This window comes from Bradyrhizobium sp. 1(2017), assembly GCF_011602485.2.
GTDB lineage: Bacteria > Pseudomonadota > Alphaproteobacteria > Rhizobiales > Xanthobacteraceae > Bradyrhizobium.
This window is the reverse complement of record NZ_CP050022.2, coordinates 6,212,472-6,227,133: the sequence shown is the minus strand read 5'-3', so window position 1 is coordinate 6,227,133 and position 14,662 is coordinate 6,212,472. Positions and strand designations below refer to the sequence as shown.

The 14,662-nt window shown below is 58.7% G+C and carries 12 protein-coding genes and 1 tRNA gene; 8 read left to right on the top strand and 5 right to left on the bottom strand.

Features of this window, described 5'->3' with window-relative positions:
* The first annotated feature begins 92 nt into the window (after nt 1–92).
* Both HAP40_RS29600 and HAP40_RS29595 read left to right on the top strand, forming a co-directional pair.
* Nucleotides 93–692, top strand: a complete 600-nt coding sequence (locus HAP40_RS29600; RefSeq protein WP_166814465.1) for a Spy/CpxP family protein refolding chaperone — start codon at nt 93–95, stop codon at nt 690–692.
* 171 nt (nt 693–863) lie between these two features.
* Nucleotides 864–939: transfer RNA gene (locus HAP40_RS29595), tRNA-Lys, on the top strand.
* Between the two features lie 57 nt (nt 940–996).
* On the opposite strand, the gene HAP40_RS29590 is transcribed toward HAP40_RS29595, so the two are convergent.
* Both HAP40_RS29590 and HAP40_RS29585 read right to left on the bottom strand, forming a co-directional pair.
* Nucleotides 997–2,148 carry a hypothetical protein gene (locus tag HAP40_RS29590; RefSeq protein WP_166814466.1) on the bottom strand — a complete coding sequence of 384 codons (1,152 nt, stop codon included), beginning with the start codon at nt 2,146–2,148 and terminating at the stop codon, nt 997–999.
* Between the two features lie 1,410 nt (nt 2,149–3,558).
* Nucleotides 3,559–4,398 carry a Crp/Fnr family transcriptional regulator gene (locus HAP40_RS29585; RefSeq protein ID WP_166814467.1) on the bottom strand — a complete coding sequence of 280 codons (840 nt, stop codon included), beginning with the start codon at nt 4,396–4,398 and terminating at the stop codon, nt 3,559–3,561.
* A 683-nt stretch (nt 4,399–5,081) separates the two neighbouring features.
* Here HAP40_RS29585 and HAP40_RS29580 point away from each other — a divergent pair.
* Nucleotides 5,082–6,629 (top strand): winged helix-turn-helix domain-containing tetratricopeptide repeat protein, encoded by a 1,548-nt coding sequence (locus HAP40_RS29580; protein WP_166814468.1) that lies wholly within the window; start codon nt 5,082–5,084, stop codon nt 6,627–6,629.
* A 532-nt stretch (nt 6,630–7,161) separates the two neighbouring features.
* On the opposite strand, the gene HAP40_RS29575 is transcribed toward HAP40_RS29580, so the two are convergent.
* Entirely contained in the window at nt 7,162–7,539 is a 378-nt protein-coding gene (locus HAP40_RS29575; RefSeq protein ID WP_166814469.1) for a winged helix-turn-helix transcriptional regulator, read from the bottom strand.
* An 86-nt stretch (nt 7,540–7,625) separates the two neighbouring features.
* Here HAP40_RS29575 and HAP40_RS29570 point away from each other — a divergent pair, with 86 nt between their 5' ends.
* Nucleotides 7,626–8,837: an alkene reductase gene (locus tag HAP40_RS29570; RefSeq protein ID WP_166814470.1), complete on the top strand. Its 1,212-nt coding sequence runs from the start codon at nt 7,626–7,628 to the stop codon at nt 8,835–8,837.
* 118 nt (nt 8,838–8,955) lie between these two features.
* Here HAP40_RS29570 and HAP40_RS29565 read toward each other — a convergent pair whose 3' ends face one another.
* Together HAP40_RS29565 and HAP40_RS29560 are read right to left on the bottom strand one after the other, a co-directional pair.
* Nucleotides 8,956–9,594, bottom strand: a complete 639-nt coding sequence (locus tag HAP40_RS29565) for a TetR/AcrR family transcriptional regulator (protein WP_166814471.1) — start codon at nt 9,592–9,594, stop codon at nt 8,956–8,958.
* 209 nt (nt 9,595–9,803) lie between these two features.
* The gene (locus tag HAP40_RS29560; RefSeq protein ID WP_166814472.1) at nt 9,804–10,523 is read right to left on the bottom strand and encodes an SDR family oxidoreductase; all 720 of its coding nucleotides are present in this window, start codon (nt 10,521–10,523) and stop codon (nt 9,804–9,806) included.
* Nucleotides 10,524–10,771: 248 nt separating this feature from the next.
* On the opposite strand from HAP40_RS29560, the gene HAP40_RS37415 reads away from it, so the two are divergent.
* From HAP40_RS37415 to HAP40_RS29545, 4 genes are all read left to right on the top strand, one after another.
* Nucleotides 10,772–11,074: a DUF1330 domain-containing protein gene (locus HAP40_RS37415; RefSeq protein ID WP_166814473.1), complete on the top strand. Its 303-nt coding sequence runs from the start codon at nt 10,772–10,774 to the stop codon at nt 11,072–11,074.
* Between the two features lie 214 nt (nt 11,075–11,288).
* Nucleotides 11,289–12,692 carry an FAD-binding oxidoreductase gene (locus tag HAP40_RS29555; RefSeq protein WP_166814474.1) on the top strand — a complete coding sequence of 468 codons (1,404 nt, stop codon included), beginning with the start codon at nt 11,289–11,291 and terminating at the stop codon, nt 12,690–12,692.
* A gap of 99 nt (nt 12,693–12,791) precedes the next feature.
* Nucleotides 12,792–13,766, top strand: coding sequence for a GlxA family transcriptional regulator (locus tag HAP40_RS29550; RefSeq protein WP_166814475.1), 975 nt, complete (start codon nt 12,792–12,794; stop codon nt 13,764–13,766).
* Between the two features lie 225 nt (nt 13,767–13,991).
* Nucleotides 13,992–14,633 (top strand): HD domain-containing protein, encoded by a 642-nt coding sequence (locus tag HAP40_RS29545; protein ID WP_166814476.1) that lies wholly within the window; start codon nt 13,992–13,994, stop codon nt 14,631–14,633.
* Nucleotides 14,634–14,662: the final 29 nt, after the last annotated feature.

Sequence of the window (14,662 nt, the reverse complement as noted above, 5' to 3'; positions counted from 1 at the left end):
ATCTCGGTAAGAACCGCTTGTCTTTCCAAGTTGTAAGTTGCGCGTCAGCGGTTCGGCGCTCATCCTCGGGCCTCCTTCCAGAGGAGGTCCGTATGAGGAAGTTCACCATCGCCGCCATCGCCGTGCTCAGCATCGCCGGCTCGGGCGCGGTCTATGCTCAATATCATCGCCCGTGGATGGAGCACGTCCGCCACATCCGCATCAACCCGGAAGACCGCGCCGCCTTCGTCGACGCCCGGATCGCCGCCGTCCATGCCGGGCTGAAGCTCAACGCCGACCAGGAGAAGCTGTGGCCGCCAGTCGAGGCTGCCGTGCGCGATTTCGCCAAGCTGCGCATTGACCGCGCCAATGCGCGGATGAATGCCGGGCCGGGCGATGCCGACAAGCCGGAGGATCCGATCGCCCGCCTGCGCCAGCGCGCCGAGGACATGGGCGCCAGCTCCGCGGCCTTGAAGAAGATCGCCGATGCGGCCGATCCGCTCTACAAGACGCTGGACGAGGGCCAGAAGCGGCGGCTTGCCGTGCTGACCCGCCATCGCGGCCCGTTCGGCGGCGGTGAGGACGGCCCGCGCCACCGCCACTTCATGGAACGCGGCATGGACCGGATGATGGAACGCGGCATGGACCATTTCCACCGCGACCGTTTCGACCGCGACGGCGGCCCGGACCGCGATCGCGAAGGGCGGCTCTGAGCGGGGGGCGGATTTCTGCGGGGGCGAGCCCCGGATTAACCTTGGCGAAGCCGCTGGAATCCAGCGGCTTTTCGCTTTTTGGGGACTGTGGAAAAACCTTCGTCCCATCGCTTGCCAGACCCGGATCGCTTTGCTAAACGACCGGCCTCGCAAGGCAATTGACCGCCTTTCGGGCGCATAGCTCAGTTGGTAGAGCAGCTGACTCTTAATCAGCGGGTCCCAGGTTCGAGCCCTGGTGCGCCCACCAAGCTTTTCAATAGCTTAGGGGTTTCTCGCGGTCGTTATTCCGACAGACGGGTCGTGGCTATTCCGACAAACCGGCTGCCTTTGTTCTTTCCTCACGTCGCTTCTTGGTGCCGGAAATTAGCTGTTTCCGTGTGCGCTTTGCATAGGTCGGCAATTGCCGCGATGACCTGTGCCGGCCTGCCGCTCTTAGCTCGGCATCTGTCAGATCACTGTCGGCGCCCTCGGTGAACCCGCCGTGGCGGAATGATGTAAAAGACAGTTCCTCTCGAAGATCGGCTGCGCGAACGATCTTCTTCACGACCCCGCGTAGGTAGCGAAGATCCTGCTTGGCTGTGATCCATGGCAGCGGGGTAGGTGACCTCCGGTGCGAATGGTCGCGTCGAAAGACCAGGCCGGACACGGTTGTCTGCTTGATTTCATCCAGCTCGGTCATCAGTTCCGGGAACAAGGTCTCACCGGTTTCATCGAAAAGCGGCCACCAAGCTTCCTCGCCATTTTTTGGATGGACGATGCGAACGCTATTCGGACGCTCTTTCGGTCGATAGTGGCTGATCTTGAGTGCACCGAAGACGTGCTCTTCTCTCTGGAGCCACTCCCACGCGACAAGTGCCGCCGTTGCCACGGACCGGTAGCCAAGTTCGTTCGCCTTGGCGCGAAAGGCGACGAGCTCGTCCCAGGTCGCAGTCGGCGTTTCTCGCGCGGGCGTTCCTGGCGCGCGGGCCTTCAGTCCCATTTTTGAGAACGGGTTGACGGCGGGCACTCTCTTTTCTTCTGCACGTTGCCCGACGAACCAGGCACGACGGCATGCCGTCATCGCAGCGTTCGCAAAGCGTCGACGTTCCCGTTGGACGACGTTTCCATCGGCGTCTTTCTCTTCAACAATGAGCAGCTTTGCATAAACGGCGTCGACGAAGCCCTTTGTAAAATCGGTAATCTGCTTCGAGCCAGCGCGCGTGCCGTCCTTTAACAACTGATCAGCGAACAATGCCAAGCCTTGCTCGTAAAGACGCTGCGTCTTGTGGTCGATTTCCTTCCACTTCTGGTGCCCCCTGAATACGCCCGCGAGCCAGTCAAATGATCCCAGTGCAATGCCGACGGGGACCAGGTCCGTGAGGCCGCGAGACCGCCAACTGTCGAAAGCTGGCAACAGAACGTATTCGGCGCGCTCGACGGCTGCGGCGTAATCCTCGCCCAAGGGCTCTGCCTTCACATGACATCCCTGGTCGCGGGCCCAGGTCGGAGGCTCAAAAAAGTAGGCCCATCGGCCACTCTTCGATGGCTTCCGTCTGCAATACCGAGGCAATTTCAAAGCAGTTTTCGGGGGCTTCATACCAGCGTTGCCAGATCGGTTAACGGCCGATTCTGCCGGATGGCGCAGACCCGCGCAACATATTCGTCTACGGCGACCTTAGACCAAATTGGCTCTCGTACTCGGCCTCGGATTCGACAGCTCGTCGGTGCGGGCGCGAGGCCCCTGGAGATGGTGCCTACGAGTTCATGTACGCTCCGGAAATCGAGATATGCAGCGAGCATGTCAATCCGCATCTCCGCCGGCCAAGCACCGTTTTCGGGATAGCGAGGGGAACGCGCGCGCTGCCGCATTCTGGAATCGCGCTTTTTACGGTCATAGGTCGGTTGGGCTGTGGATCCGTCGATCGCCATGAAGCAAAGCAAACATCATTCGGCAGATCGTTCAACTCCAAGCCAATCAAGGTTGCCACATCATGCACTCAGGTCAGCCTGCTTGCGTCACCTCGATAAGGCTGGTGGCTGTTAGGTCAAATCGATCATCTTCGCGTTATCGCAAGGCTGGACATGTCTGAGCCGTCATATGTCGCCGTCGCCGGCTCTTTGCTCAGTCTTCGACCCTCGCCCCGCTGGATCGCGATGGAGCTGATCGTTCTACCAAAGGTGAAAACCATCATTTGTGGTAAATAGCTCAGTCTTCATTTTTTGATGATGACGAGCATGCGTCCAATTCAAGTTCGGTCCCGCTTCGGACAAGCTTTGTACCGTACCGTACCGTGGGTTCGAATCTCACTCTCTCCGCCACCCCACCAAAATGATCACGTACTACGATCTGGAGCGAGGCCAGAAATACGGCCGTTTTCCTGCTTTTTCGCTGACGGAGAGGTTCGGCCATCCATCCAACCTAGTGCCGAATAGGTCTGGAGAACCGAATTTTCTCCGAATCTTAGAACCCGCAGAATCGGTCCAGTACAGGATTTGCCGGAAAACCAACCGCTTATTTGGGGCGCGGTTTGGATCTCTCTCGCTCAACCGAGGAGACCGTGGGCCCAGCCGACGCCAGTCCGATCCCGTTACATTTCAGAAGCTTGAGCGAGACTGGAGTATTCGCTTTTTGAGAATTAGATACGAAGGGCCGCGACGTGTTGCAAGTGCCGCTCAGCAAGTTCGGCCGTTTCACCAGTTCGCCTGTCTCAAGAGACTCGATGAAATATCGCTTCAGAGGTCAGATCTAAGCAACTTGCCGTGCCCCTAAAACATACAGCATCAGCATTGTTCGGATTGTGGAGCCTTAGAGAGGAGAGAACCGCGACGCAACGAAGTCCGCTTGGGGGCAGAAGCGGACCGTGCCCCCAATGGTAGTTAATGCCATTCAAGCTGCGCCCCGCACAGCTGCCATCTGTCGCGCCGCCTTCTCTTGTGCGAGAGCTGCTTCCAGCCGCGAGATGCTTTCCTGGAGTCGTTGGTTGTTTTCCAGGAGACGCTGGCTGGTCAGAAGGAGGATATGGTAGCCGAATTGCTGATCACTCTGAAAATAGATTTCAAGTAGCCTTTCATAAGTTATGGTCAGGACTTGACTCTCTTCTATGCACTCGACGGTCGCGGTTCGCCGGTTATCGGGTGTGAGGAAGCCAAGCTCTCCCATGAAGCGCCCTGGCGGAAGCTCGACGCCGATTTCTTTGACGAGAAACTTCCCGGTGACGATGAGGAACATCTCCGAAGCGGCATCACCCTTCCTGAAGAGTATGTCGCCTCGGCGATATCTACGTTCGGTCATGAATGGTTTGAGCCATTCCATCGACCTGTCACCCCGCGTCGCGTTACGTGCTTTCTTAACGAGCTTGAGCAGTTGGCGGAGGCGAACGGCATTGACTGGCAACAGCAACAGATAAAGCAGAAAGGTGGCAGCGCTTCCGGAAAGCGCGCAAGAAATTGCGAAGAATGTACAGCCGACCATATTCGCGACCCGCAGCGGCACCATTCTCTGCATCAACAAGGTAGCGACAAAGAATATGGCGCCAACCAAGGCGAACATGTTGGCGAGCGTGATATTCGCCAACACAATTTCAAACAGCCGATTGAACAGTGCGTCGTAGGTGATGTTGTCAGGATCAAGTCCCAGTTTAACGAGGATCTTTGCGATCCTGAAATTGTCGGCCGCTGTATCAAGTATGCGGTCTAGAATTCTCGAAAAATCTGCATTGGAATTCATCGGATCACCCCTATGCAAACATTCGGTTATGCCTTCGCCGAGGGGCCGGACCGCCGCTTATGCCCCAGAGCAGTAACCGGCCTCCACATAGATCAATTATCAAACCAACACCTAATCGGCTCGTCTCCTACAATTAGCTCGGACAGAGCGGAAGGAAAGGAGCGTTGAAATGCAAGCTCTCTTTGGCACTTCCGTTCAAGCAAGTACGCAAAGCATATCGCTAGGATGATCGATGCAACGCCGGCAAAGTAAGGCCACCGTTCGCTGCTCATGGAGCACTCCGTAGCAGCAGGTTTGGCAATCGTTCCCCCGACCTTGGTTCTGCTAATGTACCGCTTCATACTTTCCCCGGCCGGCCTTGTCAGATGTGAATTGGTTCACGTCCCGTCAACTTTTTTCTCGCTTTTCGCTCAACCTGAGCGGTCCCTGCCACGGCCGCAGGTGGCCCTTAGCGTCGAACGTCCATATTCGCGCTGACCTCAGCTCTCTGTGGTAGACCGGACGCGACCACTGACATAGCCGATCGATATCGTGCTCATTGAGGGTATTCTGTCCCGACTATTCACCAGGCGGAGGTTGCGCCAAGAGGTGCCGGCGCGCTTAACTGGTGGCTTACATTTCTCTTACTGGCGACTTATTCTTCATGCGCTAATACAGAGGCGGCCCCGAGAAGGAATGGCAGCTTGCGCTATCTTTTCGAGGAATATGCATTCGACACCGACCGGCGCGAGCTGCATCGGCGGACCGATGCGGTGTCGATCACACCGCAAGTTTTTGACCTGCTCGATTACCTGATCCGCAACAGGGAGCGGGTTGTCAGCAAGGGCGACCTCATCGATGCCATTTGGAATGGTCGCATTGTGTCCGATGCTGCGCTTACGACCCGCCTGAATGCTGTCCGCGCGGCCATCGGCGATACCGGCAAGGAGCAGCGCCTGATCAAGACGTTTCCGCGCAAGGGCTTCCGTTTCGTGGGACAGGTGCAGGAGACGCGAGAAGTTGCGGGCCCGGATCCGGGCGATGCGCCCGAGAGCGCTCTTGCGCTCCCCGACAAGCCCTCTATCGCGGTATTGCCGTTCGATAACATGAGCGGCGATCCCGAGCAGGAATATTTTGCGGACGGGATGGTTGAGGAGATCATCACCGCGCTCTCGCGGTTCAAATCGTTGTTCGTGATCGCTCGCAATTCTAGCTTCACTTTCAAAGGCCGAGCCGTCGATATTAAGGAAGTCGGGCGCAGACTTGGCGTGCGCTACGTCCTTGAGGGGTCGGTGCGCAAGGCGTCAGGCAAAGTTCGCATCATTGGGCAGTTGGTTGATGCGGTGACAGGCGCGCACATTTGGGTGGACAGGTTCGAGCGCGACCTGACTGATATTTTCGTTCTTCAGGACGAAGTCACGGTCGCGGTCGTCTCAACCATTCACCCGAAATTACTTCAAACAGAAATTGCGGAGGCGGCGCGGCGACGACCGAAGAACCTAACCGCGTATGATTTCTATCTTCGAGCCGCGCAACAGTACTACCCAATGACCCGTGAAGGGGTGGCCGAGGCGATCAGGCTGGCTCGTCGGGCTTTGGAGCTAGATCCCCGGTTCGGCGTTGTCGCTGCTCTGGCAGGTCTCTGTCACATGAACAACGTCCTCTTTGGCTATGCTGACGATCCTGATTCCGAGCGGGAGGAAGCAATTCGGCTTTCTCACTATGCATTGAGCGTCGACGATGATGATCCAGATACGTTAGCTATGGCTGCCGCAACCTCGGCATTCATGGTCAGCGATAGTGAACGTGAGATCGAAATGGCAGAGCGGGCGGTCAAGCTCAATCCAAATTCACATCACGCATGGAATGGCCGAGGTTGGGTCTATACAATTGCACTTCAGCCGGAGGAAGCGCTCCGCAGCTTTGAACGTGCTATCCGCTTGAGCCCGGTAGACCCGCTGCTATACCGGCCGTTTACTGGGATGGGGGTGGCCTTAATTGAGCTTGGGCGCTTTGACGAGGCAATCGTCGCTGGAAAGAAGGCCCTTCGTCAGAACCCCTATTCGTCGGCTTACCGCTGTCTCGCCGCCGCTTTCGCCCATCTCGGACGCGACGCAGAGGCGCGTGAGTGGGCGGCGCATGTGCTTAAAGTCGATCCCGCTTTTACAATATCTGCGTGGATCGCCCGGGGCGGGCAATCACGCTGGAAGCTGTATACCGAGGGTCTTCGCAAAGCTGGGTTACCCGAATAAGCTCGGTGCGCGGGTGCCGACGAGGCGATCGAACAGAAACCCTTGTTGCTGCCGTGCACGAGTCCGGAAATGGCCCATTGCTGACTTACGCTCTGAATGTTTTCAAGTCCGCTAAGCCGATCAAACCGGACGTCGGCCGCTGGCCGGCTTTTCCATAACAACTGATCTGCGAATCCGGGGCGCGCGGCGAAGCCTCGCTCCCGTGTGCACAAGTGACTCGGCGCGGGCTTCTGTCCGCTGGAATGAGGATGCTGTTGCGGCATACCGGCTCGAATAGGGGGCCACAAATTGCTGTGGCTGCAAGTTAGCCACCGGTGTTGATCACTGACCCGAGCGTCGCTTTCACCCGCAGCAGACCAGCTGGGCTGGCGCTGGACGCCCGCGGCGGTCATGCCGGAGAAGTCTGGTTCTATTAAGCCGCCGGCTGTAATGCCAAACGTCTTTCGGGCCGTTCTAGATGTCGAGCACAGCATCGCCTCACGTGACGACAGATGCGTCTAGAACTTTTGCACGGCGATAGCCGGGAGAAGCGTCAGGTACTGCGATCTCGAACGACAGCACTGCATGGCAGAAGCCTATGGGCCTCATCGAGTTCTCTGGCGTGATGGGCTCCCCATTCAATGAGAGAGTCCAATACCGGCCGCAGGCTCTTGCCGAGCGGAGTGAGCAGATACTCGATCGCCTGACTGTCGCCGGCCCTGGGCTGCCGGCTCACCATTCCATGTTCCTCAAGCGCTCGCAGCTGCTCGATCAACACCTTCTGCGTGATGCCCGCAATGCGCTTTTCCAGGTCGCATGTGCGTTGCGGGCCATCCGATAGAACATCGAGAAGGACTGCCTTCCAGCGTCCCGAAAGCACGCCCAGCGCACGCTCGACCGGCAAGCCCGGTAGTCTCTTGATGATCTTCATCCGCCGACCACTGACCAAAGGGTGTGTAGATTTGGAATGGCCACCGAACGATATCCTCCGGCAGCAACCTGATCGGAGGATGATCTATGGCCCACTTGTTCGAAACTCAACTGCTTGGCGGCACGGTTCCGCTGAGGAACCGTATCGTCATGCCACCCATGACCCGCACGCGGACGTCCGAGGGCAACCTCCCGACCGATGGTGACCTGCCGAACGAACTGATCGCCAGGTACTATGGCCAGCGGGCCGGTGCTGGCCTGATCATTGCCGAGGCCGCCGACGTGGATCAGTCCGGTCACGGCTACGCGAGGACACCCGGCATGCACTCGGAAGCCCAGATACAGGGCTGGCGTCTGGTTACCGATGAGGTCCACCGGAACGGCGGCACGATATTTTCGCAGTTGTGGCACGTCGGCAGGATGGCCCATTCTTCGATTCTGCCGAACGGTCAGGCCCCGGTGGGCGTGACCGGGCAACGGGCAGAGGCCTCGTCGGTGTTTGCCCACGGCCCGGACGGCCGGTTGGGCTATATGTCTGCGCAGACGCCGAGGCCGCTGAGCACGGATGAAGTGTCGGCCATGGTTGATACCTTCGCCAAGGCTGCCGCCAATGCGCGCAAGGCCGGATTCGATGGCGTCGAACTCCATGCGGCCAACGGCTATCTGATCGAGCAATTCATGAACTCGGTGCTCAACACGCGCACCGACCGCTACGGTGGAGGCAGCATGGAAGATCGTACGCGCTTCCTGATGGAGGTTGTCGATGCTGTCGTGGCTGAATTCGGACCGGGGCGCGTCGGTGTTCGCTTATCTCCGTTCGGCAAGTACAACTCCATGCCACCCGAGCCGCTCGTCGAGGAAACGTTTCTGTACGTTATCGAGCAACTGGGTCGACGCGGCGTGGCCTACATCCATCTGCTCTACGAGTTGCTGCCCGAAGGAAACATGGAGACGGCGGCTTTCAAGCCTCGCTATCTCGACCACGCACTGTTGGCGAAGGCCCGCGCAGTGTTTCCCGGTGCCTTCATCTGGTGCGGCGGTTTCAACGACCGCGAGCGCGCCCAGGCTGCGCTCGACACCGGGTTGGTGGACCTGATCGCGTTCGGAAGACCTTACATCGCAAACCCGGACCTTGCCGAGCGTCTCAAGCACGGCTGGCCGTTGGCCGTTGCGGACCGGTCAACCTATTACACCCGGCGCGGCGAAGTGGGTTTCACGGACTTCCCTGTTTATGAAAAGCAGGGCCAACCCATCCCGCTGGCAACTGCGACGCGCCGCTTATCCGAATGCGAAGCCTGACGTAAGCAAAGGAGCGCCAAATGGGTGCAGCAACGAAGCTTGCGGAACCCGCCATCGTCAACGGCATCAATGTCGACGACCTCTTTGCGCTGGTCGATGGCGTCAAGCGCGCGGCTATTCAACGCTTTCGCGTTACCCGTGGCTTTCGAGTTGCTTCGGAAGCGTTCCTCGGCCACGGAACACCCAGGTTTTCCAAGACGGGCCGCACTATGCTCATTAACAGCTCGGATTTCGGACGAACGCGAGCGAGCACTCGCAATCCCAAAAGGACGCCAAGCAAATGGCGCGCACTTTCATCAGCAGATTCTGTCCGAATTTCGCCGGTCCTTTGGCCTGCAATAATGCAACGTCGGAAGAATTGCTCGATCAAGACAGTTTCATCAGCCACAAGCCGAAGGAGTTCCGGATCGTCTGGGGTCACTTCCAGTGCTGTGTTGACCAGCATACAACCCCGATGCTTCGGATCAGCGAGAGATCGAACCAAGCCCTCTCTAAAGAAGGTTGAAATGGCTTGGCCAGGCGACAGCGAAGTCTCCAAGCGCACGATGCGTTCCCGAAGGAACTGATTGAGGTAGTGCTCTAATGAGCGCAAGAAGATTCCGCGCTTATCGCCGAAAGCTGCATAGATGCTGCTCTGGGTGAGCCCGGTACATTCCGTCAGATCGCGGGTCGATGTAGCGACATAACCTTTAGTCCAGAAGGCGTCGACCGCAGCCTTCAACACTCTCTCTTCATCAAATTCGCGGGGGCGGGCCATTTTCGCGCTCATTCCAGTTAAAATGTAGCGGTTGATCTAAAACATGAAGTGTTTTGCCGAACTTATCAAGTCTCACTATGTGGACGCGTTTCGGCACCTCAGTCCAACATCCACCTAAAGCGCGCCTTGGAGATACTTAGGGATATCTCCAACGCAGTGGGGGCACGATGCTCGCTTGCCGCGATTGGCTCGCGTTCATTGCCAGAAAGCTAGATGGATGCCTTGCCTATCGATGCGCCTCCGTCGACAAAAAGCGTCTGGCCAGTGATGAAGCCAGCTTCCTCCGAAAGAAGAAAAGCAACTGACGCTGCGAGTTCTGAGGGCTTGCCCAGGCGCTTCATTGGAACCAGCGAAAGGAAACGTCGTTCGGCTATACTTCCGACGGGTGTATACTGACGAAACATCTCAGTCTCGGTTGGACCTGGAGCCACGGCATTCACCGTAATGCCGCTCCCCGCTAGCTCCACAGCCCACGTGCGTGTAAAGCTCGATATTGCAGCTTTCGCCCCTCCGTAAATTGTGCGTCCCTCGACACCGACAATGACCAGGCTAGAGAGATTGACGATTCGGCCCCATTGCTTCGCCTTCATCGACGGAAGGATTGCTTGAACTGCTTGCACGGCAGGTGTCAGATTTCTTCTAAATGATTCATCTATCTCGTTGATGTCTATTTCGCCGATCCGGTTAAGTCGTACAAACCCCACGTTGTTGACGACGCCGTCGAATGAATAGCTTGAGGTGAGCTCGCTGAGCGCTTGGTCCGTTGCATTTCGATCGGCGAGATCGATCGAAACGAGCGTCCCAGGGAAGGTCGGGTCGTGGGATCTCGCGATGCCGACAACGCTGTGGCCCAAGGCCGAAAGCTGGTCGCACAACGCGCGGCCAATGCCCTTGCTGGCCCCAGTAACTAGGAAAGTTCGCTTAATCATGGTGTCTCCGTGCTTTGGCGAGCATCAATGCGCCAATTATAGAGCAATCAATCCAGATTATCCGGATGATTTTCACTCGCTTGCAATTAAGGAGCGATCGATCTATATTCAAGGAACGGCGTGTTGTTCGCGCATTTGTAAATGCGCAGTGCCGCTTCGCTCGGGGTCTGCAAATAGCTGATGCGGAAAAGTGCCAATAGATAAGTCGGCCCGGTAGTCCACCGACAGTTGAAAAGGAAGATCGCGTTATGCCAGCATACTTTGTCGTGCGGGGGGTCATTCATGACCGAACCGCTTTTCAAGATTATGCGGCGAGGTCGCCTGCTGTTCTCGCGAGTTTCGGCGGCCGACATATCGCGCGAGGCGGCAAGACGATCGTCTTTGAGGGAGCTGCGGACCGCGCGCATGTTGTGGTCGCTGAGTTTCCGGATTTTGACGCGGCTGAACGCTGTTACCGGTCAGATGCTTATCAGTCGATCCTTCCTTTGCGACGTGACAGCGCGACGCTCGAGTTCGTTCTGGTGGATGGGGTGTCTAGTGAGAAGAAATAGTCCGAGTCCTCCACCGGCCCGGTCGACGACGGGACGCCAAACGATTCGCTTGCGGTCCTGATCCGCAGGATCGTGGTCGTTGTCTTGGCAACGCTTCATCCCGAAAACACGAACAGGTCCGCCCGATAGCTCAGGCTCATGAAGAACGAGGTTTTTCTGAGCCGTTCGGAGGTGTCTTTGCTTCGGGCAGGGCACCAGCAACAGGATGTATGTCATGACTTTCAGCGCTTCCCGCCTGCCGCCGGTCTTGCCGAAGGATGCCGCGCCTCTCGTGTCTAAGGTCGCGGGTTCGGTTTTACTGCCGGGCAATGCGGGTTACGACGATGAACGCGCCGTCTGGAATCTGAATCACGAATTGGCGCCCGCTGTGATCGTGGTGCCGGAGAATGTGGCCGACGTGCAGGCCGCCGTCATTTTCGCGGCGGAGCAGCACCGTCCGGTTCTGGTGAAGGCCACCGGCCACCAGGTAATCGACAAGGCGCACGACGCCGTCGTGATCGCGACCCGGCGAATGAATAACGTGGTCATCGATGCGGCCGGCCGTACTGCCCGCGTCGGCGCCGGAGCGATATGGTCCGAGGTCATCGAGAAGGCGGCCAAGGCCGGGCTGGCGCCGCTGAGCGGGTCAAATCCCACGGTAGGAGTCGTCGGTTATACTTTGGGCGGCGGGCTCAGTCCGACCCTCGGCCGCTCTCACGGCTACGCCGCCGACCATGTGCGCTCGCTGGATGTCGTGACCGCTGACGGCAAATTGAGGTATGTCGATGCGGAGCGCGAACCCGAACTGTTTTGGGCGCTGCGCGGCGGCAAGGGCAATTTTGGAGTGGTCACCTCGCTGGAGTTCGATCTGTTCCCGGTGTCCCGCCTTTACGGCGGTGGCATCTATTTCTCCGGTGAAGGGATGGCCGATGTGCTGCGAGTCTGGACCGACTGGCACCCTCGCACCCCGAAGACCATGATCTCGTCATTCGCTGTGTTGCGGATGCCGCCGCTGCCCGAAGTGCCTGAACTGCTACGCGGGAAGTTCCTGGTGTGTCTGCGCATCGCCTACACGGGCACGTCCGAGGATGGCGAACGGATGATAGCGCCGCTGCGGGCGGTAGCTCCGGCAGTCTTGGACACGATGGCGGACATGCCGTACACCGCTGTCGCGTCGATCCACAACGAGCCGACCGAACCGGTGCCCTACTACGAGCGGAGCATCACCCTGCGGGAGTTTTCTGCAGCGGCGCAGGACAAGCTGGTCGAACTCGTCGGCCCGGATTCCGAGACCGGCCTGTGCATCGCTGAACTGCGTGCTCTGGGCGGAGCGTGGGACCGGGACCCGGCGGTGCCCAACGCCGTGGCGACCAGGGGCCTGCCGTATGTTCTGTTGGGTGTTGCGGCCGGTCCGCTGTCGGAGGAGCAGCAGCTCAAGAGGTCGGTCGCCGAGTTGCTCGACGGCATGGAGCGATGGCGGGGCGACCGGCGGATGGTGAACAATCTCGCACCGGATGAGGCGGCCGACGCCGCGGCGATTTACGGCCCGGAGCGCTACGCGCGTCTGGCGTCCATCAAGAAGGTCTACGACCCGTCCAACATGTTCAGGCTCAACCACAATGTGATGCCGGCCGCCTGATGCGACGTCGCAAGTTTGTTGCCCCAGATCGCACGAGGCATTTTACAGCGTCCGCACACCTGCACATAATACGGCGCCAAACGGGAGGGGCTGAAAGAGGTGCCGGTACAATCTGTCGCGATCGTCGTGTATGAGGGGATCCAGGCCCTGGACGTGGCGGGTCCGATGGACGTGTTCAGCGAGACGAACACGTTTCTCGACGGTTCCTCCCTCTATGAAACAGTCTTGGTTGCCGCTCACCGCAATCCGCTTCGCGCGTCGAACGGCATGCAACTGGTGGCCGACCTGACCTTCGAGGAGGCAACAGGCGGCTTCGACATTGTTCTGATCGCCGGCTCTCCGACGCCGCCCGAAGCGGAGCCCGACCAGGCTCTGGTTCAGTGGGTCAAGGAGTTGCCATGGCGCTCGAGCGTTTACGGATCGATTTGCACCGGCGCCTTTGTCCTTGGCTATGCCGGTCTCCTGGATGACCGGCGCGTTACTACCCATTGGCAGGATGCCCGGGCGCTGGCAGCCAGGTTCCCGAGAGCAAAAGTCGAGCCGGATTTGATCTATGTCCGCGATGGACGGCTCATCACTGCGGCTGGTGTCACGGCGGGAATAGATTTGGGCTTGGCGCTCGTCGGGCAGCGGCATGGCGCGGAAACGGCGCTCAAGGTTGCCAAGCGTCTGGTCGTGGTTGCCCAGCGGCAGGGTGGACAGTCACAGTTCAGCCCCTACCTCACGGCGTCTGCGGATCCGGAATCGCCGATCGCACGCATCCAGGACCACGTCATGGGGAACATCGGGGCTCGCCATACTCTGGATTCGCTTGCTGCGGTCGTCGGCATGAGCTCCCGGAACTTAGTCCGACATTTCGTGCAGGCGAGCGGGATCACACCGCACGAATTCATCGATCGCGCCCGCGTTGATGCGGCTCGCATGATGCTGGAAGCAACTGACCGGCCGCTGAAGGCCGTCGCCTTCGATTGCGGCTTCGGGTCGGCGGACCGGATGAGGGTTGTCTTCAGCACTCACATTGGCGTGACCCCTGTCCAATATCGCGCCAGCTTCCGGCGGGCTGAGTCGGAATAGATTGCAAGCTATCCGACGAAGAAGCCGCTGTGTTTTGCTGCCGCGAAATCTCCGACGGGACTTTGTCCTGATACATCGTACGGCTGTCCTGATCCACAGGACTCCGTTCGTTGTCCAGAGCACGGCTTTACTGCGTAATACCGGCAGGCCCGACCGGCAAAATCGACCCTTCGCCGAAGCGAACCCGTCGAGAACTAGCTGGATACCAACCACGGAGATTGCTCGATGTCCGACATCATCGCCGGCATATGCGTGCCAGACAGCGCAATCGCGCGTGCTGCCACGCAACTCGTGCGAGATACCGAAGACGACCTGATCTACAATCACAGTCGCCGCGTCTTCCTTTGGGGTGCGCTGACCGGCGAGCGCCACGGGCTCAAATACGACCCGGAGTTGCTTTATCTCGGCGCCATGTTCCACGACATGGGCCTCACAGAGAAATATTCGAGCCCCGACCTGCGCTTCGAAGTCGACGGCGCCAATGCCGCACGCGACTTCTTGAAGAGCTATGGTGTGCCGGAGCGTGCCGTCGACGACGTATGGACAGCAATCGCGCTCCACACCACGCCCGGCATTCCCGAGCATATGCGCCCCACCATCGCGTTGGTGACCGCCGGCGTCGAAATGGACGTGCTCGGCGTCGACTATCACGAGTTCACACAGGAGCAGCGTGACCATGTCTGCGTCCACCATCCGCGCGAGAAGAACTTCAAGGAGAACATCATCGAGCACTTCGCCAACGGCATTGTCAGGAAGCCGCTGACGACGTTCGGGAATGTGAAGGCCGATGTCTTGGCATTGAAGGACAAGAATTTTGTTCGTCAGAATTTCTGTTCGATCATTTTTGGCTCGGCTTGGCCGAACTGACCTGTGATTGTCGCGGACCACTCACTCGG